Raw genomic sequence first — 21,205 nt, 5'->3', positions numbered from 1 at the left:
GACATGGATATTAATAAATACATAATCTTAGGTAGATTATGAGACATATAAATTCTAAAAATTATACGTTAAATTTACTTGCACCATTTTAATAAGAATATTAAAAAAGTGCATAAAAGCTACAAGGCGTTTGGTAGCTAATCATGTTAATCATTAATATTCTACTATAAACTTAAGTTTTAAATGGTTGAAATTTACTTATACTATATTAATCATAGAAATTTACACCAGTTTTTTCATAGTTAGAAATTAAAAATTAGCATCTTTTTGATGCTAAATATTTCATTTTTATACTTAATATTTAAGCATAAGTAGGTTCTTTTGCTTTATTTTTGTTTCATAAAAAGGCACATACTGGTGTAAGTAAAGCACCAACAAATCCGATAGCTAAAAATTCAACTAAAGCATTGACTCAAATTAGGATAATTCAAGTTTTAATATCACCAACTATTTTATGAATAGTGCCATATTCAGTAACAGAATTTCTAAATTGTAAGTATGCAGATACAAAGAAAGTGTTACTAAAAGCTATTAAAGCACCAAAGATAAAGTTAATTCAGTATTTTGGGCCAGTTTTCTTAATCACAAATACATAAAATAATGCAAGAGGAATAAAAATTAAAACTCTTGGAACGATCGCAACATCAGGAAGACTAAATAAGATTGCACCAAAAACTAATGATCCTATATAACTTAGTACTCCAATAGTCAAACATCCCACCATTATACCTAAAAGACCCAAATGATATGTCATTACTAAAATTACAGAAAAAATTAAAGCAATAGCAATTGGTCCGATATTGATATACCCGGTATTTGGAACAAATGTTAAAAGCATAATGATAGAAACATATAAACCTAAATATGCCATATTTCTAACCGATATTTTTGACATTGTAAAACTATTATATAATAGATTAAAGGTAATTAATAAAATATAATATAAAAAAAGTAGGTAGAATGGATCGAATCGAAAAAATTATAGCTAATAATTCTAGCTATACTCGTAGTCAGATTAAAGCTTTATTAAAGGCTAAAAAAATTAAAGTTAATGGTGAAATTATAACTAGTTCAATAAAAGTTTCTAATTTAGATGAAATTTACATAGATGAAACTAAATTAGAAATAAATAAATTTCACTATATATTGTTAAACAAACCAGCTGGTTATGTTTGTGCAAACAGTGATCAAATAAATTTAACTGTTTTTGATTATTTAAAAAGTTTAGGATTAAATTTAAACTTTAATAAATTACATACAGTTGGAAGATTAGATAAAGATACAACTGGTATTTTACTAATTACAGATGATGGTGAATATGCTCATCAATTAGTTAATGGTAAAAAACATGTTGCAAAAGTATATGACGTTTTAGTTGATTTACCACTAAAAGATGAACTAATTCAAGCATTCGAAAACGGAGTTGATATTGGTGAAAATGAGCTAACTAAAAGCGCAAAGCTTACAATTTTATCTGAATATTTTTGTCAATTAGAAATTAAAGAAGGAAAATATCATCAAGTTAAAAGGATGTTTTCAAAGTTTGGATATACAGTCAAATCTTTACATCGAAGTGTTTTTGGTCCTTATAGACTTGTGGACAACAATCTAAAAAATGGGGAATTTATTTTACTTAATAACAAAGAAAAAAACTTTTAAAGCTATATACTAGTATTAAAAATTTTCCACATATATTTATTACCCCAAAAATAAGACTATAATAATTATATATATATATTGAGTACACATTTTGGGCATGGATTTTTAAGTGTACACATACATTTCAAAGGACATCATTTTATGCATAGCAAAATTAAAAAAACATTACTTCTTACGTCTGTAAGTGCAATTTCTCTAGGAGCACCTTTAACTGCTTTATCAATGGAAAATAATACATCTGATAACGTTAATGCTACTGGAGAAGCTGGTGCAAGTACCGCAACAGATGCAAATGATACGGCTATTTCTAAGTTAGAAACTGCTATCACAAGCAAATTGACAGAAGTTAATAAAAATTTAGACACTTTAGTTACTGCATATCCTGATTTAGCTACTTATTTTAAAAATGTAAAAGTAGCATTACAAAAATCATTTGAAACAGCTAAAAGTCAAAATACCGATAACAAGAGTGATAAAGTAGAAAATCTATTTTCATTACAATCTACATATTCTATTTACTACTGAATGACAACATTTTTAGTAGGATATAATGAATCATTTGTGCCAAAAAACAAATTATTTAAAGATAATTCACAAATTTTAGCAGTCCAAAAAGAAACTTTCCAAAAAGAATTTTTAAGCACAGCAATTAAAGAAAAAGGTGATTTATTAGTTATTTTACCTACAGTTTTAGCTAAAATGAACCTTACAGCAGTTGTAAATCAAACAAGAATTTACGCAAGATATTTACAATTAGCGGAAGAAGTACAAAAAGTTCTACCAGCTAATAATATGTCTAGACCATCTTCAGGAACAACCGGAAGATTAGATTCAACTTTCGCTACAAACGATATTAATAAATCTTTAAACACACCATTTTACAGTATTGATAATAGTGTTTCTGTTACTATGAATGCAACTGGAGCACAAGAAAATGCAGATGATGTTTTAATTAAGAATTTATATAAAAAATACCAATAACTGAAATTACATCTGGATTATCAAAACTTTCTGTTGAGTTTCCTAAATTAGCAGGTTATTTTAATGGTCTTAGTAAAGCTTTAAAAGAACAATATGATAAAGACGTTGCTAATACTACAGCACAAGATAAATATGAAAGACTATTAAAATCTCAAACAACACTGGCTATGCAGTTATATGTAGCTAAATTGTTAGAATCATATGCTATATCATATAAAATTACAACAAAAACACCTGAAGTAGAAAAAGAAATACTAAATTTATCTAAAGGACAATTTCAAGACCAAATTTTAATGCTTATGAAGGGTAAAACTTCAGATTCAAAAGCGATGATAACAATTATCCCTTCCGCTTTTGTGGCCATGAATACAATTTCAGCTACTTTTCAAAATCAAATTTTAGATAAACTAGCTGAACTAGTGCCGCTTTATGAAAGTACTGGTCGTAAAATTCAGGATATCAAACCTGTTGAACCAATAGTAGTTCCAGAAACACCTAAAGAACCAGAAGTTACACCTCCTACACCTGAAACTCCATCAAGTGGTGGTGATACAACTCCAGCGGAACCCACTACACCTACCGAACCTACAACACCTAGTGAGCCTGCTGAACCAACCACTCCTACAGAACCTGTTAAACCTGAACCACCTAAACCAGTAAAACCAGAGAAAAAAGAAGAAACTAAACCTGAAAAAACTTCTACAGCTAAAATTGCAATTATATCAGCTGTGTCAGTTTCACTAGGTTTAGTAACTATTACTGGATTAGCCTTTTTAATTAGAAAATTCATGAATAGATAATCCAAGACTCAACAAATAAACTTCAACGTAAGAAACAAAAAATTAACATCGTAAAAAATGTTAATTTTTTTTTTTGTATAACTTTAAGAGAAATATGAAACTGTCTAAATTTCACATAATTAATATTAATATCTAAAATATTAAAAATCCTGTAAAACTAAAAGAAGTAAATAAATATTCAATTTAATATCAATATTAACTTTTTATATAATTTAATGCAAAACATCTATAATTAGAAGATAATTTATATGTGAATATATGCCAATAAAATTACCACATTTCTTTTTGTGGATAAAAATATAACTATAATAATATAATATATATATAGGTATAATTAATATATTAATAGCAGTACATATGGGTATAGACTTATATTGTACGCATACATTTCAAAGGACATCATTTTATGCATAGTAAAATTAAAAAACATTACTTCTTACGTCTGTAAGTACAATTTCTTTAGTAGCGCCTTTAACTGCTTTATCAATGGAAACCAATTCATCTAATAATAATGGAGAAGCGGGAACACCTGCGACTGCTGAAACAGGTGCATCCGCTAGTGGAAATAATGCGGCAACAAATGTAATGACAACCGTAAGTAACGATGTTGTTGAGCGTTTAAAAAGTAAAGTTGATGAAACATTAAAATTAATTGATGATCGTGCTGATAATTTAGTTAATATTTATCCAAAATTAGCTTCGTTTTTTGAAGCTGTAAAAACTTCATTAAGAAAAACTTTAGAAACTGATTTAGTAAATGCTAAAGATAATAATTTACAAAAAACAACTTCTTTATTTGCTTTACAATCTACATTTTCAATTTACTACTGAATTACAACATTTCTAGCAGCTTACAATAATGCGTTTACACTACCAGGTAACCCTGCTGCGGCAGATCAAAGAATTTTCACTCTTCAAAAAGAACAATTCCAAGATGAATTTTTAGCAGAATTTAAAGCAGCTGATAACAAAGGTGATTTATTTATTGTATTACCAAAAGTTTTAGCAAAAATGAACCTTATTCGTGCAACTAACCAAACTAGACTTCTTGAAGGAATTAATAAATTAAATGAAAACATTAAAAACCTTTCAAACAATAATTCAAGCTCAACAGTTCAGTCATTAGAGGCAACACTAGTTTCAAACTATAAAGTTGAAAACAAAGCTAAATACTCATATAGTATGGAAGCGACAGCGGCTTCAACAGGTTCAGCAACTAATCCTCAATCAACAGATATAATTTTAGGACTTTTATATGCTAAAATTCCAATGACAGATATTAATAATAATTTAAATACATTGACAACAACATATCCAGATTTGGCACGTTACTTTAATCCATTAAAAATATATTTAAATAAAATTTATAACGATTCTAGACGAACCACTGGATCAGAAGAAACTAAATTTGAGAAACTATTTAGTGCTCAATCTACACTTGCTATTCAGTTATATATTTCTCAATTTTTAATAGCATATAATGCAGCTTTCAATCCACCAGCTGAATTACCTGAAAAAGATAAAGAAATTTACAGTCTTCAAAAATCTCAATTCCAAAAAGAACTTTTTAGTCTAGTGTCTAATCCTAAAACATCAGATTTACTTTCTTCACTACCAGTAGCTTTAGTTAAAATGAATATTATTGGTGGTACAAACCAAAACAGAATGTTAAACTTATCTTCAAAACTAACAGCCGAATATGAAGAACTTAAAAAAGAAGCTGAATCAAAACCTTCAACTGGTGATGATAAAGAAAAACAACCAGAACCTACAAAACCAACTACCCCAGAAACAAAAGAAACCCAATCATCAACTAAATGAATTATTACAGTTGCGATTTTAAGTGCTTTAGCAGTTTCTGTTGCATTAAATATAACATTTATCATCAGTTTAGCAGTTGTTGCATCTAAACTTAAAAGAAAAGATCATCATAATAAAATAAAAGTCTAAACATAGAAAATTAACATTTACGAATGTTAATTTTTTCTACTTTTTCCTAAAATCCTGAAGTTATGCATGTAAAAGAAAATAATAATTTTGTAAATTTGAATAAATTTAATATATAATATTAAAGATTTTTCACAAGTTAAATCATTAACCAAGAAAAAGGGAGGAAATCATGGCAAATATTAAATCAAAGATTAAAAGTATTGCTAAAATGGAAGCAGCTCGTGTAAAAAACGCAGCTATGAAATCACGTGTTAAAACAGCTATTAGAAAAGCTAGAGAAGCAGTTTTAGTAAATGCCGAAAACGCTACAGTTTTAGTACAAGCTGCACACAAAGTTATTGCTAAAGCAGTATCTAAAGGTGTATTCCACGCTAACAAGGGTGCTAGAAAACACTCACGTTTAGACGAATTTGTTAACAAAAACAAAGTGCAATAAAATCATTTACCTTCGATGATTTTCCTAACGATGTCGTTAGGTTTTCTTTAAAAAGTGATAATTTATTTATAGTTTTTTATAGGTATTAAATTAATATATTTTTGTTTTAATTTAAAAATTTATAATATATAATTATAAAGCAAATTAAAAACCACAAATAAGGAGGTAAGACCATGGCTATAGTACCAAAACGTAAGACTTCAAAACAACGTAAACATAAAAGACAATCACACAGTGCTTTAGAAACACCTAACTTAGTTAGATGTGGAAACTGTTCAAACATGATTGAACAACATGTTGTATGTAGATTTTGTGGTTTTTACAAAGGTAAAAAAGTATTAGGATACACAGCAATTAATGATCGTGTCCAAAAATAATTAAATTATTACACTTTATATATAAAGCGACATCAGTGAATTATAAACTGGTGTTTTTTTAGTCCATTTTTTGTCTTAAATTTGTGTTTTATTTAATAATAAAACGAAGACCAAAAAGGAGACAAAATGATTTTATACAGATTTGGAGAAATTACCTGAATAAACAGTAATAACCTAATTTTAGAAAGTTATGGAAACGGCTATATTGTGACAGTGCCAAACATTTCTCGCTTTGAGCAAGGACAAAAAGTAAAATTATACTTTTATGAATATCGAAACGAATATATGCAATATTCATATGGATTTAAAGACTTTAAAGAGCGACTATTATTTATGGATCTAATTAGTATTGATAAAATTGGACCAAAAATTGCTATTTCACTACTTGATAAAGGTTGAGAAAATATTGCTAATTTAATAGCTAATGATGATTGACAATCTTTAAGTGGCTTTAACTATATTTCAGAACGAACAGCAAAACTAATAATTGTCGAATTAAAGACTAAATGAGCCAAAATGCTAAATAAAATGACGTCAACTAAAGCTAGCTCTAAAAGAAATGAAACTATTGATAGTATTGCTCGTTCACTTGAAAACATTGGATTTAGTAAAAATGAAATTGATGGTGCTTTATCTAATGTAGATTGAAATCTACCTGATGAAGAAATCTTAAGCAACTCAATTACATGAATAACTCAAAATAGACATACTAAGGGTATAAATGTATAAGTTAGAAAATAGACTAACTAGCTTTAGTAATTTTATTGGTCAAGATAAAATTATTCAAACATTAAAAGCTATGATTAATAGTACTTTAGTACAAGAAACTTCATTTCCACATACCTTAATTTACGGTGCACCTGGGATGGGTAAAACTACATTAGCTAGCATTATAGCTAATGAATTACAAGTGAATATTCACTATATTCAAGGAGCTAACATCGAAAAAAAGTCTGATTTAATCAGCGTTTTAAGCTTAATTCAGGAAAATGACATTGTCTTTATTGATGAAATTCATAGTATTAATAAAAATGTAATTGAATTTTTATACAATGCAATGGAAGATTTTGTTTTTGATTTAATTTTAGGAGTAGACGACAATGCTAAAGCGATGCGTATGCGCATTAAACCATTTACTTTAATAGGCGCAACAACCAAATTAAATGATATAGCTCAACCATTAAAAGATCGTTTTGGATATTTAGCAAGAGTGGTTGATTATACTGATGAAAATATTAACCAAATCATTGAAAAAACTAGCCAAGACAACAATATAGAGATATCAAAAAATTCAATTAGCTTAATTTCTAAATATTCTCGCCAAACACCAAGATTAGCCAACAATTTACTTTTTAGAGTAAATGACTTTGCAATTAGCGAAAACTCTGGAATTATAGACACAAAAATTATACATACTACATTCAAATCCCTTGATTTGTATGAATACGGACTAACTAAAGACCATATTGAATATATGCAAATTTTATATGAAGGTTTTGATGAGTTATCAGTAGCTTTAGATACTATTTGCGGTTTAGTGTTGCATTCGAAAGAAACGATTGTCAATGAAATTGAACCCATTTTACTATTTCACAAGTTCATTTTAAAAACTTCAAGAGGGAGAAAGATTACACAAAAAGGAATTGAATATTTAAAACGTCAAAGACTTTAAAGCTTGAATTTATAGACAAATTTGAATGATGTTTTTAGCTCTATTTTATGCTAAATGTGGTATTATTTAATCAATATGATTAAATCTAAAATCAAATTCAATAAGAATGTGTTACGCTTTTTTGTTGCGTTTATCACTATTATTGGTGCTATATGTGCTTTTGTTTTTGGGGGTTTATTTTTCTTAAAACCAAACATTAGCAATCATGTTTCAAAAGATTATCGTGGTGGTGTAAGAATTACAGCAAAAATCGATAATGAAAATGCCACTTCAAACAATAATGATGCTTTAATTAGATACATCGCTTCTGAAGTTCAAAATAAATTGAGGGGAGAAAAAGCTGAATATGCTGACGCAGAAGTGCGTCCAGCTGGTGATCGGATTTTAGATACTTCAATTCGTCAAGATATCAATTATGATCGATTTGAAAATAGTCTTTTAACTACATCAAATGTAACTTTAACTGATGTGTATGGAAGACCACTGTTTTATCGTGATGGAAACCAAACATTAGCTAACAATGTTAATGCTCGTTTAATTGATCAAGATGGAAATTGAATTACTTCAAACATTAAAGATTACAATGCTCCATTTTCTAAATCTGTTGGTTCAATTGCTGCTACTTTTGAATCAACATTAGGTGGAACAAGAGATGCGTTTTGAAGTGTAAATATTAATGTTGATCGTCGTGATCAATGAATTGATGCTGCAAATTCAATTACAAAATTACAAAATGATCCTGCTGTAGGATCATCTATTCATAATATTTTAGTTTGAAAAGATTTAGATAAATTAGTGCAGTATGCTCAAAAGAATGATCCAGAAGGATGAAAAAAAGCTAAGTTTAACCCATGAGTATATATTCATAAAAACCAAGCTGTAGCTCCTGAAAGTCCACAAACTAATCCAAATCCTAATATTCCTCAACCACCAATGCCAAAAGCTAATGCTGAGAATATTATTGAAACTAAATTTAGACCATACTTGCTAATAAACACAGAAGCTCGTGTTTTTGCTCAAACCAATGTTGATTCATACAACATTAAAAGCACTACTGCATGAGATAAAGATCAAGCTAGTTATGTTGCAAGTACTTTATGATTATCAACTATTGACTTACAATTTAACAAACAAGTACAAATTCAATATTTTCAAGCAACAGGAGACTTTAGATATGTTTTAATCGCTGGTGCTATTGTTTCTGCTTTAATTGCTATTTTAATGATTTGAAATTATGGACTACTTGGTACATTAAGTACAATCAGTATGGCTTTATACATGTTTTTAACTTTAGTTGTATTTACCGTTTTAAGAGGTGAATATTCACCAGCAGTTGTTGCAGCTTGAATTATCGGAATTGGTATAAATGTTGATTCAAGTATTTTAACTTTTGAAAATTTCAAAAAACATTTATATGAAGCACAGACGCTCAAAAAAGCTTACAAAACAGCTGAACGTGTCCAATTACCGCCACTTTTAGATGTTAATATTAACTTATTATTAGCTTCATTTATTCTATTTTATTTAGGTTCAGGTGTAATTCACGGTTATAGCACTGTATTAACTTTATCTATTTTCTTTGTCTTAATTACCACTTTAATTTTCCAAAGAGTTATTGCTAACTGACTAATCAATTCAGGTCTATTTGAAAATAAACCAAGATTTTTCGGTGTATGAAGTTCAAAAATTGAACAACCTAGAAAATTCAATCACCTAACAAATTCAATCAATTATGTAAAATCTTCAAAATGATTTAGCCTAATAACTGTTGCCTTTATTATTGCAGGAATTATTGTTTATGCATCATTTGCAGGAATAAATGGTTCTGCTTTAGGTGGTATTAATATCGCAACTAGATTTGGAGCTTCAAATGAGGCTTTAGTATCTACAGATGGTGGATTTGATTTAGAAAAAGCAAACCAAGTTAAAGTTGATCTTACAAATATTTTTGTTCGTTATCCTGCTTTAAATTCACTCATTGATAAAACTAAACTAACTCATACAACTTTTGGGCATTACAATGTTTTAGTTTCATTCCAAAATAATGCATTAATTACTGATGTTAGAAACTTATTAGAAGTATATGCAAAAACCAACAACCTTCATTTCGAACTTTATACTTATAGCGGTTTAGTTGCTTCAGAATTAGTTAAATATGTCTCTATTTCTATGTCAATTATCGTGGCATTACTAGTTATATATATATTCATTAGACATGGTTATACATACGCTTTAAGTGCTTTTATTTCTCTATTTATTGATTTTCTAGCTGTAGTTGCGTTTGTTGTTGTAGCTCGTATTGAAATTAATGAATTAATTCTAACTGCGCTAATTACAGTTGTTGCCTTTAGTATTAGCAACACATTTATTCTATTTAGTACGATTAAAAACAAAATCAGTCATGAATATGCTTATAGAAACTTGTATAAAGAACAAGTGGAAAACGTAGCAAATGAATCAGTGGCGGAAATTATGTCTCGTTCAATTTATTCATCACTAGTTTTAATTACCAGCATCGTAGTCTTTATTGCCTTTAATACTGGAATTGATTGACAAATGGGATTAACTATTATTTTTGGTGTAGTTAGTGGATTTATCACAAGTCACTTTATAATCATTAAACTATGATCAATTTTAGAAACTAAACGCCAAAGCAGAATTATGCATCGTAAAGAAACTGGCTTTTGAGATATTAGTCACCCAGAAGAAGAAACCTTTAACGGAATTAATGATTTTTCAGATTAATAATTAAAGATTTAAAACTTGCAAACTAACTTTGCAAGTTTTTTAGTCATAAAATATTTTCAAATTAATAACTTTAGCGAAAATTACCACATTATTTATTTCTGTATATTTAGCTTAAAAGTAAAAAGCTGGAAAAACCACATTTTTTGGGCAAAAAGTAAAAAAGTTTATAATTTAAATATAAATAAGAGGCAACAATGTTAAACAAAGCAAAAAAGAAAAAAATACTTAAATCAACAGCTATAGCGTCAGCTACGACATTAGGTCTTAGTTTACCTATTGCTTTAGTTTTTCAATCTTTTAATAAAAGTTCAAATGAAGTTGGTGTCGGAAACATTAGCAGAATTCAGAGATTAAATCATGAAATAATAGAAGCTAGTCCTGATGCATCTTCTTCTATTTCAGATGACTTATTAAAAGAAGTAACAACAACAATTATTTTCCAAACACCAGATGGGAAAACTTTTCCAGAAGTTAAAATCAAATCTCGTCGTTTAGATACATTAAAAATTAACCTTCGTAAATATATACCAGAAGGTTATGTTTTAGATCCAAATAAATACCCAGATCGTGATAATTTTGATGCAAGTAAGTTAATATTACTTGGTAAAGTTAATACAATTTTCATTATTGAAGCTGATCAATTAAAACAAACTTTTGTTGAATTTAAGTTAAGAAATACAACAATTATTCCACCTATTGCTTTAACTGTTGAAGATCAAAAATTAACTATTGTTGAAATAGCTAAAAAATACTTGCCTCATTACCAAAGATATGATATGGAAGCATTGGTTGGAACAATGCTTAACATTGGTCAAAATAATGTTATTAACTTAACATTACTAGCTAAAAAACTAACTACACAACTTAGATACATTTTAAATGACAATACAGAGCAACCCTTTAGAATCGAAACTATTGAAGAGTTTGAAGATGTTAAAATTAACGCTAACGAATTCTTACCTAAAGGTTATATCTTTAGTTCTGGTCAAGGTTTACAATTTAATGCTTTAGATCCTGGTAAAACCTACGATTTAAAAATCGAAAAAAGCACTAAAGAGCCAGATAACAAAATTAGAACAACAATTAATTTTGTTTTCAATGCCAAAATTGTTAATGCTCAAACTATTGAATCTGAACCAGGGACTCAAACTGTAAACATTATGGATATTATTCCAAAAAACTACACTTTAGATGATAAGTTAAATGCTAGTCAAAACTTAAACTTAACTGCATTACCAACTGGAAAAACTTACAATATTTTCGTAACAAGAAATTCTGATGCTGAACGTATTAATACAAAATTTAGATTTGTTTTTGGAACACAAGTTATTGACATAAAAGATGTTATGACTGAAGTTAAAACCAAAGTTAGTGCTGTTCCATATGTTCCTGAAGGCTATGACATTGTTAATTCTAACGAATATGCTAGTTTAGATTCTGGTGGAGACTATACAATACCAGTTCAAAAAGCACAAGATAAAACTTTAAAATTACCTGATTCAATTGTTGCTAGGGATGTTTTAACAAAAGAAGAAGTAGATAAAATTTTAAATAATGCAGGAAATCAAGAAGATCCTGATAGTGTATTTATAGAAACACCAAGTTCATTACCAGATGTTCCAAAAAGCAAAGTTCCAGATGCTGTTTATAAAGAAAACAAAAAGAGATTTAATTTATTTTCTAAATTGATAAGCAAATCAGCAAGTGAAGATTATACAGTAGAAGACTTTAAAGAAATTTTCAAAGAACAATACAATACCAATAAGGATTGGTTAGGTTCATTTGTGCAATACTTAAATGGTGTTGATGTCTTTCCTTATGATGTTCCAAATAAACCTAATAGAGAACAATTAAGACAAATTCTAAAAGCACAAATTGAAGTTGCAATGAGTATGTATGACTCAGAAACCGCAAAAGGAAATGTTCCTGATTTCCATGTTAGCGCTAACACTTGAGGATTTAACCTGGGAATTAACTATGGTCCTCAAAGCGATGAAGAAAACTCTACATTAGTTTCAATTAAACGTGCAAACGAACGCAGAGCCTTTGCTAATAACACTTATTACAATAGAACTTCTGACAAATTGTTAAGTGGTGAATACACTGGTTGAAGCAGAACTGATGCTACTGACAACTATATTAAATATGGTTTAGTACCAATTAGTGATAGAAACAAAATGGTACTAGATAAAGACTTTAAAAATGTTCCTAAAGATGACAAAATTAGAGTTTGAACCTATAAACCAAACGCCGATAATGATGCAGTTGCTGATAAAAACAAAACATTCAAGGTTTTAGATGTCGACTTTACTGGTACGGATTCGATTGAACATTATTTTGATTTTCTTAAAAAATACAAAGGTAATGACATTTTCGGTGTCTACTTTAAAAACATTCTAACATCTGAAAATGATAGAACATTTTACAATATGTTAAAAATGATGCCGAAAAGCGTTAAAAAAGTTACACTAGATTTTGCTAGTGAAAAAATGTTTGGTATTATAGCTCTAAAAGATCGTGAATTGATTGAAGTTGACTTAATTACCTCGCTAAATAATACTAATGATAATATTGGTGATTTAAGTGTACCAGGAACTGATACAAACTCATATGGTTGAGGTATTGATCCAATTGCATTCAATAAAACAAAAGCGATTGCATATGATTATATTCCAGTTAAATCATGAGAAAGTATTAATGTTTGAAATACAGTTAGATCAGCTGGAGCTATCCAATTTAATGTTATTCGTCCTGACATAGGTGCAACTGATAGCGATATTAAAGAAGGATTTAAGTTAGCGTTAAATAAACATAGTGATTGAAGGGTTTATAACGGTAACTATGGTGATGGTTCATATCCTGTAAAAATTGACTTATCAAATATTCCTACTCGTACCAGTTTAATCGGTATTGACTTAAATGATAGATACAAAAAGCAAAAACGTTTTAAAACTTTAAAACTATATGCTGATTCAGATACATTTACCGTTCCATTATTACAATTCGATAAACAACAATGAGAAGCAATGTTGGCTAACTTTGGACCAAGACCAGAGGATAAACCAAAAATCATCTTTTCAAATAGATCAGTCACTAAAGTTTATATCAAAGGTGATGGTAAGAATTTAATTGGTCAAAAAGGCTACAAAAACCAATTCGCTGGACTATTTTACGGTCTATCAAATGCTAGAAGAGTTACAGATATTCTTGTTGATTCACAAGAAGTTATTGACTTAATTAAAGTTTCTGGTTCAGATTCATATTTAGGTAATATGACTTTAAGAGTGGTTACACCAGAAGAAAAAGCTGAGTTAGAAGCACATAATCAATAATTAAAAAATTCACTTAGAAGCATCTAAGTGAATTTTCTTATTTTAGCTTTCGCTAACATAATCGCTATCAATATCGTTAGTTTTTAATCCTAATTTTTCTAGTTCATATCTAGATAAATCTTTTGTTGAGTGTTCTTTTTCTATTTGAATGTGCTCTTTTTTCTTAAAGTGTCATGAATATAAGTATAAAGCAAATCCAAAGATCATTGAAATAGCGTACGAAATTAACGTAATTCCATCCCCTAAAGTGAAAGTATTTTTACCTCCAATTGGTGGAATAAAGTTAACTAATGTAACTATTAAAATGAAAATAATTGAAAAGTAATATGTTGCTTGTTCATATCAAGGAATTGGTGCAATTCTTTTTTGATAAGCTAAAACTAAAGCTGTTACAAAAGTCCCTAGCGATTGCATAAAGAATGCAATCGTTCCTAGTTCTACCACTTTATTAAAGTAATTAACACTATTTTTTCCATCACTTTGAACTGTTAATAGTGGTATTAAGGTAAAGACTAATAATGATAATATCGTAAGACCAAAGTTAAACCAAATAGCATTTTTATATTCATTTTTCTTATTTAGTTTTGATAAAGATACTGGCAAGTATCTTTCTTCACTAAGCGAAGCTAATATACGAGCGTTACTTAAAGTGGTTGTTAGAAGTGAAGCTATATTATATGTAACTAAATAAATAGCAAATAATATTACCCCAGTTAAACCAAAAGTAAGGCGATAAATTAGTAAGAAAGCACTACCTGGTGCAGAAACTAAATTAGTTGACGCAAATAAGATATAACCGAATAAATAGAAAGTAAAAATAAATAAAAAGATTCCGAGCATTGCTAACTTAAAGTTTTTAGTTTTTACTTGATTTGAAAATGATGGTAAGCTTTCCATTCCTCTAAAAGCAAAACTAAACAGCAATACATTTTGCATAATAATATAGGTATCTATCTTTTTCGATGCTGCATCAGCAAAGTTTTTAGCTAATAACCCTTGTTTTTCAGCTAAAGCAACAAATGATACCATACCGATAATTAAAACTGATCACTTAATTGCCATATTGAAAAAGATTAGTTTTTTAGAAAATTTTAATCCTAATGTTGATGAGAAAATTAAAGCCACAAAAAATAAAATTGAAAGCACTCTCACCACATTAATAATGATACTTTTTTGACTGTCTGTTAGTACACTGTCTTTAACAAACACATCTGCTATACTAGTTAAAAATAATGCTCCGCTACCAGCTAAAAGTGGTCCACTTATGTATTGATTTCATCCAATAAAAAATGAAAACGCTGGTTTTTTAAGCTTATTAGCATAACTAAATGAACTACCTATTTCATTAGGATATTCATTTGTTAATCGACTAAACACAAAAGCGCTAGCTAGTGTAAAAAGTGCTACTAAAACGAAAACCAATAACCCTCATCAACCAAAACTGGTAACTTGAGTAATTGTAGTGACGAATCCAAAACCAATAACATAATTGATACCTAAAGCCATAAAGGTTTTAGTATTAAATTGTTTTTTATTTGGCATGTGTTCCTTTCTACTAGTATTATAAAATAAAAAAATAAATTTCATTATTTTTAGTCTCAAAAGAGTGGTTTAAGACCAAAAATATTAAAAAAGGTGTGAATTTTGCCACTTTTTTACATTTTTCTTTTAATTAAAGTTTATTAATTTAGTGTAAAACCACAGCTTTACACTAAAAAATTACCAGCTAATTTTAGAGTAAAAAATGTTATAATTATGCTACTTATAATAATGGGGGTAATATGGCTAAATTTATTGATGAAGTTAAAGTTATCATCCAAGCTGGTAAAGGTGGAGATGGGATGATGTCATTCCGTCGTGAAGCCCACGTTGATCGTGGTGGACCAGATGGTGGTGATGGTGGAAAAGGTGGAAGTGTTTATTTTGTCGGAGACGAAGGAAAAAACACACTTTTAGCTTTTTACAAAAACAAACACATCACTGCTGAAGATGGAGTTAAAGGTGGTCCTAAAAACCTTTATGGAGCTGGTGGTAGCGATACATTTATCAAAGTACCAATTGGGACATTAGTTTATAACGGAAACAAACTAGTAGCTGATGTAATCGAAGCTAATAAGCCATATTTAATCGCCAAAGGTGGAAAAGGTGGTCGTGGAAATACTAAATTTAAGACTGCCAAAAACACAGCCCCTAAACTGTACGAAAATGGTTTACCTGGTGAAAAATTTGAAGCTCATATTGTTTTAAAAATTCTTTCTGATGTTGGATTAATTGGTAAACCAAGTGCTGGTAAATCTACTTTCTTAAATGTGGTTTCAAATGCTAAAGCTAAAGTAGCTGACTATGCTTTTACCACTTTAGTGCCACAACTTGGTTTAGTAGAATTTCACGAAAATTCATTTACAGTGGCAGACTTACCAGGGTTAATTAAAGGTGCTTCACTTGGAAAAGGTTTAGGAATTCAATTCTTAAAACATATTGAGCGTTGTAGAGTTGTAGCTCATATTATTGATTTTGGTTCTGAAGATAAAAACCCAATTGAAGACTACGAAACAATTAATGAAGAGCTAAAAAATTACAACTTAAAACTTGAAGCTAAACCTCAATTAGTTATTGCTAACAAAAAAGATTTAGATGCTTTTAATAGTAATGTTAAAAAATTCAAGAAAAAATACCCAAATGTTGAATTGATTGAAATTTCTGCAATTAATCATGAAAATATAGAACCAGTTAAAGCTGCGCTTTGAAACTTAATCGAAAAACATAACCTAGCTCCAGTCGAAATGGAAGAACAGGAAATGAAAGTTATTACTTTTGAACCTGATTTTACAGTCGAAGAGTTATACAAAGGATACTTTGAAGTTTCAGGTAAAAAAGTTAAAGAACTATATGACAAAATCCCTGTAAACACTTATGATAACCTTTTAAGATTTAACAATATTCTTAAAAAAATTGGTGTATGAGAAGATTTAGTTCGTAGAGGAATTCAGCCTGGCGATACCGTTGTGATATATGGTTTCCAATTTGAATGAGAAGACGATAAATAATGTCAATCAAAAATCACTCAGTATTTTCTGAGTGATTTTTTCATTAATTTATTACTTTTAAACTTGGAAATACAATTTTTAAACTTATATAAGTTAAATTTAAAACAAAAGCTCCACAACTATTTTGTAGAGCTTATTTTAATTATTGTTTTGGATCAATATTGGTTTTAAGAATTGATAAGAATGCTTCTTGGGGTACTTCGATTGACCCAAGTTTTTTCATTCTTTTCTTTCCTTCTTTTTGTTTTTTAAGTAGTTTTTGTCTTCTAGTTACATCACCACCATATAATTTAGCAGTAACATCTTTTCGATATGCTTTAATAGTTTCACGAGCAATAATTTTACCACCAATTGCAGCTTGCACAGGTACTTCAAAGTTTTGTCTAGGAATAGCATCTTTTAGTTTTTGACACAATTCTCTAGAACTTTCATATGCTCTATCTCTATGAGTGATAACTGAAAAGGCATCAACCTTATCACCATTTAGTAAAATATCAACTTTTACTAAATCACTTTCACGATAACCAATTCATTCATATTCGAAAGAAGCATAACCTTTAGTAGTTGATTTTAAACGATCAAAGAAATCGAAAATGGTTTCTGCAAGTGGTAATTCATAAACAACCTTAGAACGGCGCTCATCAATCATATCTAATGATTTGTAAATACCACGCTTGTTTTGACAAAGTTCCATAACATTACCAATGTAATTGTTTGGAATAAAAATTGTAGCTTCAACAAAAGGTTCTTCAATGTGATCGATAAATGTTCGATCCGGTAGCATTGTAGGGTTAGAAATCATTTCTACATCCCCATTAGTCATAAATACTTTGTACTCAACTGATGGAGCAGTGGCGATAATACCCACTTTGTATTCTCGGTCTAGTCTTTCTTGAAGAATTTCCATATGTAATAGACCTAAAAAACCAACACGAAAACCAAAACCTAAAGCTTTTGAAGTTTCTTGTTCTCAAGTAATTGATGAATCACTTAAAGAAATCTTTTCTAAACTTTCTTTTAAGATTGAATAATCTCTAGTATCAATTGGATAAAACCCAGTAAATACTACTGGTTTCATCTTTTTATACCCTGGAAGTGCTTCTTTAGTTGGGTTATTTGCTAAAGTGATTGTATCTCCGACATTAACTTCTTTAGCATCTCTAATTGCAGCTGAAACCCATCCAACTTCACCAGCCTCAAGATAATCTTTTTTAGTTTCGTGAGGATTTCTAACCCCTAAATCTATCACGTGGTAATCTTGTTGTTCATTCTTTTTAGACATAAAGATAAATTTATCACCAGTTGATAATTTACCTTCAAAAACTCTAATTAACATAACAACACCACGATATGGATCAAAATAACTATCAAAAATTAAAGCTTTAAGCGGTTTAGAATCATCTGCATTTTTAGGAGAAGGTACATAATTTACGATAGCTTCTAGTAATTCATGTACACCTTGTCCAGTTTTAGCTGAAACTAAAATAGCATTTTCAGCTGAAATACCAATAACTTCTTCAATTTCTTTTTTAACACCTTCTACATTAGCACTAGGTAAATCAATTTTGTTAATTACTGGTATGATTTCTAAATTGTTTTCTAAAGCTAAATAAACATTAGCTAAAGTTTGAGCTTCAATACCTTGTGATGCATCAACGATTAAAAGTGCAGCTTCACTAGCTGCTAATGAACGAGAAACTTCGTAAGTGAAATCGACATGTCCTGGTGTATCAATTAAGTGAAATACATAATCTTTATACTTAATTTGCACAGCATTAAGTTTAATGGTAATTCCTCTTTCTTGTTCTAATTCCATAGAATCAAGGAATTGAGCTTTTAAATCACGATTAGCAACTGTATTTGTATATTCTAAAATACGATCTGCTAAAGTACTTTTACCATGATCGATATGAGCGATAATTGAGAAATTTTTAATTTTTTCTTTATTCATTTTTTAATTATATTAAAAAATTGATTTTAACCACTAAAAAACCATAGTTTTAAAGCATAATTTATAAAAATTTTAGTGCTATTTTTAAGCTATTTACACCTAGTTAAATACTTTTCAAATATGAAAACATTACCACTTTTTAAAAAGAAATTTAAGAAAAAACAATATATTAAGCAAAAACCTAGTAAAATAATAAGTACGACTACCTAATTTTGGGAGTTTTTTATTTTATTCTCTACATAATGGAGGTCTATGTTTAATTTTTTTAAAAATAAAAGAAAACAAGACCAAGATATTGAAGATGCGATTAATGGTTTTGACACTAATTATATAAATATCATAAAAGCGAACACGACTTATAAACGCACCAAAATGTCAAACTTTGGTCTTAAATTAAATTCTTTATATTCACATCTTTCAATGAGAAAGATTATTTCTATTACGATTTTAGCTGCATTATTTTTTGGAACAATTAGCGTATTTTTCGTTAAAAATGTTGGAATTTATAACTTTGGTTTAGCAGCTTTTGGACAATCTGCTGCGAGAATAATTGTAACTGCAATTAAAGCTGATTCAGGTATCACTGTAGCTATTAGAAACTTAATTGATCAGTTTGTCTTTTGGGTGTTATATATTATTTTAAGTATTCCAATCTTTATTTTCGGTTATAAAAAGATTGGTAAAGTCTTTACAGCTTTAACAGTTCTATTTTTAGCAGTTTCTTCACTAGTTTCATTTAGTATCGGACTTATACCAGGGGCTAATGATGTATATTTAATTGGAAACTTTGATAATACTACTGTAAAAAATGTTTTACCAGAGTATAAAAAAGCTTTAAGTGGCATTATTCCACTACTTTGAAGTGATGGTGGAAACATTATTGCTTTAATGATTTATTCAATTGCTTATGGGTATATGCTAGCTTATATTTTTGCTATTATTCAAATTATTGGTGGAACTGCTGGAGTTACTGGGGTAATTGGTGAGTGATATGCTAATGAAAAGCAAAAATCATTTGGTTCAATTTCAGGGTATATGAATATTATCATTGTCTTTATTTCGGTGTTAGTTGGTTCATGACTTCCTGGCTCTCTTTTATTACAAGAAGCCAAAACTGAACAAATGAATAATATTAAAGCTTTATCAAAAGTAATAGCTGACCCACAACTAGTACTAAAAGACTTTAATTTAGCTAACCCAGTCAACCAAAATTACAGTGATGCAGTTGCTAAAATTTCAAAGGCACTAGAATCTGGTAATTTTGATTTAGCACATTCAATTTTTAATAACTTTAATAAATCACTTTCTGAAGCTCAAAAAGTTGACTTTGCTAAATTCTTATTTGTTAATAACTATGAACATTTAGACAATGCGCTTTATAGTTCTGAACTTAAAAAACTTATATTGCTTGATAATACTGTATTAAACGAATTTAATAAATTAAATTCAGAATTACAAAACTACTCAGATTTATTAACTAGAGAAGTTCAAAATGCGGCCATTATGATACGTTCAGGGTTGAATAACCCAATTGAAGTTAACACTAAACTACAAGCGTTTAACTTTAATGCAAAACAAAATACTGCTCTAGCTAGTGTGTTATTTACCGATTATATCAATAACCCAAATCAAGCTAATTTAATTAGAGATGTCGTAAATTACAATGTTGCATTAAATAGCGAATTTGTACAACTACAAAACCAATACAATGCTCTAACAAGCGTTACAAGCAAAGCGTGAACTTTTGAATTATATTTATCACCAAACTTTGTTGCTACTGTTTTAACTAATATTGTTTATATTATCGTGTTAAACAAACTTTATCCAAAATTCAAATTAGTGCGTGTTGAAATCTTCTCAAATCTTTCAGAAGAAATTAAAAACAAAATTAATTCAGACCGTAAAATTGTAACCGGTATGACAATGTTTAAAGCTGAAGGTGGATACAAAGGTGAAGAATTTACAGTTGTAACATCAATTGCTTTATTCCGTCATGTAATGCGTTTAATAAAAGATGTTAGAAAAGTTGATCCAGATGCCTTTATTTCTATTTCAGATGTAACAAGTATTGATGGATATGTTTATTTACCAAAAGACAAGTTCTAATTTAATAATTACTAATTGCATAGTAAAACCAGACCTTTGGTCTGGTTTTTTGTATAACTAAATTTATTTTGGTATAAATTTAGTTTAGTTTTAGTGCTATATTTTAGTTTTTCTTATTAATAAGATGTGCGATGAAATTACAAAAT

Annotated in this window: 15 protein-coding genes; 12 read left to right on the top strand and 3 right to left on the bottom strand. The window is 28.9% G+C overall.

Annotated elements, in window-relative coordinates; genetic code table 4:
* Positions 1 to 301: 301 nt before the first annotated feature.
* Positions 302 to 895 (bottom strand): hypothetical protein, encoded by a 594-nt coding sequence (locus tag ACJA23_RS02765; RefSeq protein WP_406613799.1) that lies wholly within the window; start codon positions 893 to 895, stop codon positions 302 to 304.
* A 65-nt stretch (positions 896 to 960) separates the two neighbouring features.
* Here ACJA23_RS02765 and ACJA23_RS02760 point away from each other — a divergent pair, with 65 nt between their 5' ends.
* The 10 genes from ACJA23_RS02760 (at position 961) to ACJA23_RS02715 (ending at position 13,955) form a co-directional block, all read left to right on the top strand.
* Entirely contained in the window at positions 961 to 1,659 is a 699-nt protein-coding gene (locus ACJA23_RS02760) for a pseudouridine synthase (protein ID WP_406613797.1), read from the top strand.
* Positions 1,660 to 1,800: 141 nt separating this feature from the next.
* A complete protein-coding gene (locus ACJA23_RS02755) occupies positions 1,801 to 2,640 on the top strand; it encodes a hypothetical protein (protein ID WP_406613795.1) in 840 nt (279 codons plus the stop codon).
* 167 nt (positions 2,641 to 2,807) lie between these two features.
* Positions 2,808 to 3,440 (top strand): hypothetical protein, encoded by a 633-nt coding sequence (locus tag ACJA23_RS02750; protein WP_406613792.1) that lies wholly within the window; start codon positions 2,808 to 2,810, stop codon positions 3,438 to 3,440.
* Between the two features lie 486 nt (positions 3,441 to 3,926).
* Positions 3,927 to 5,390 (top strand): hypothetical protein, encoded by a 1,464-nt coding sequence (locus ACJA23_RS02745; RefSeq protein ID WP_406613790.1) that lies wholly within the window; start codon positions 3,927 to 3,929, stop codon positions 5,388 to 5,390.
* 169 nt (positions 5,391 to 5,559) lie between these two features.
* Entirely contained in the window at positions 5,560 to 5,826 is a 267-nt protein-coding gene (gene rpsT, locus ACJA23_RS02740) for a 30S ribosomal protein S20 (RefSeq protein WP_406613788.1), read from the top strand.
* Between the two features lie 173 nt (positions 5,827 to 5,999).
* Positions 6,000 to 6,203 (top strand): 50S ribosomal protein L32, encoded by a 204-nt coding sequence (gene rpmF / locus ACJA23_RS02735; RefSeq protein ID WP_406613786.1) that lies wholly within the window; start codon positions 6,000 to 6,002, stop codon positions 6,201 to 6,203.
* A 126-nt stretch (positions 6,204 to 6,329) separates the two neighbouring features.
* A complete protein-coding gene (gene ruvA, locus ACJA23_RS02730) occupies positions 6,330 to 6,932 on the top strand; it encodes a Holliday junction branch migration protein RuvA (RefSeq protein WP_406613784.1) in 603 nt (200 codons plus the stop codon).
* A complete protein-coding gene (gene ruvB, locus ACJA23_RS02725; protein ID WP_406613782.1) occupies positions 6,925 to 7,875 on the top strand; it encodes a Holliday junction branch migration DNA helicase RuvB in 951 nt (316 codons plus the stop codon). The genes ruvA and ruvB overlap by 8 nt, the downstream gene beginning before the upstream one ends.
* A 75-nt stretch (positions 7,876 to 7,950) precedes the next feature.
* On the top strand, positions 7,951 to 10,620 hold the full coding sequence (secDF, locus tag ACJA23_RS02720; RefSeq protein WP_406613780.1) for a protein translocase subunit SecDF: 2,670 nt from the start codon (positions 7,951 to 7,953) through the stop codon (positions 10,618 to 10,620).
* A gap of 197 nt (positions 10,621 to 10,817) precedes the next feature.
* Entirely contained in the window at positions 10,818 to 13,955 is a 3,138-nt protein-coding gene (locus ACJA23_RS02715) for a putative immunoglobulin-blocking virulence protein (protein ID WP_406613778.1), read from the top strand.
* A gap of 42 nt (positions 13,956 to 13,997) precedes the next feature.
* Here the strand turns inward: ACJA23_RS02715 and ACJA23_RS02710 are convergent, their stop codons facing one another.
* Entirely contained in the window at positions 13,998 to 15,497 is a 1,500-nt protein-coding gene (locus ACJA23_RS02710) for an APC family permease (RefSeq protein WP_406613776.1), read from the bottom strand.
* A gap of 239 nt (positions 15,498 to 15,736) precedes the next feature.
* Between ACJA23_RS02710 and obgE the strand changes: the two genes are divergently transcribed.
* The gene (obgE, locus tag ACJA23_RS02705) at positions 15,737 to 17,002 is read left to right on the top strand and encodes a GTPase ObgE (protein ID WP_406613774.1); all 1,266 of its coding nucleotides are present in this window, start codon (positions 15,737 to 15,739) and stop codon (positions 17,000 to 17,002) included.
* A 142-nt stretch (positions 17,003 to 17,144) separates the two neighbouring features.
* Here the strand turns inward: obgE and lepA are convergent, their stop codons facing one another.
* Positions 17,145 to 18,953, bottom strand: coding sequence for a translation elongation factor 4 (gene lepA, locus ACJA23_RS02700; protein WP_406613772.1), 1,809 nt, complete (start codon positions 18,951 to 18,953; stop codon positions 17,145 to 17,147).
* A 252-nt stretch (positions 18,954 to 19,205) separates the two neighbouring features.
* Between lepA and ACJA23_RS02695 the strand changes: the two genes are divergently transcribed.
* Positions 19,206 to 21,059 (top strand): DUF2179 domain-containing protein, encoded by a 1,854-nt coding sequence (locus tag ACJA23_RS02695; protein WP_406613770.1) that lies wholly within the window; start codon positions 19,206 to 19,208, stop codon positions 21,057 to 21,059.
* Positions 21,060 to 21,205 lie beyond the last annotated feature (146 nt).

It is taken from the genome of Mycoplasma corogypsi (genome assembly GCF_045276875.1).
GTDB classification, from domain to species: Bacteria; Bacillota_I; Bacilli_A; order Mycoplasmatales; family Metamycoplasmataceae; genus Mycoplasmopsis; species Mycoplasmopsis corogypsi.
Note: the sequence above shows the minus strand (reverse complement) of the source record. Positions and strands in the feature narration are given on the sequence as shown.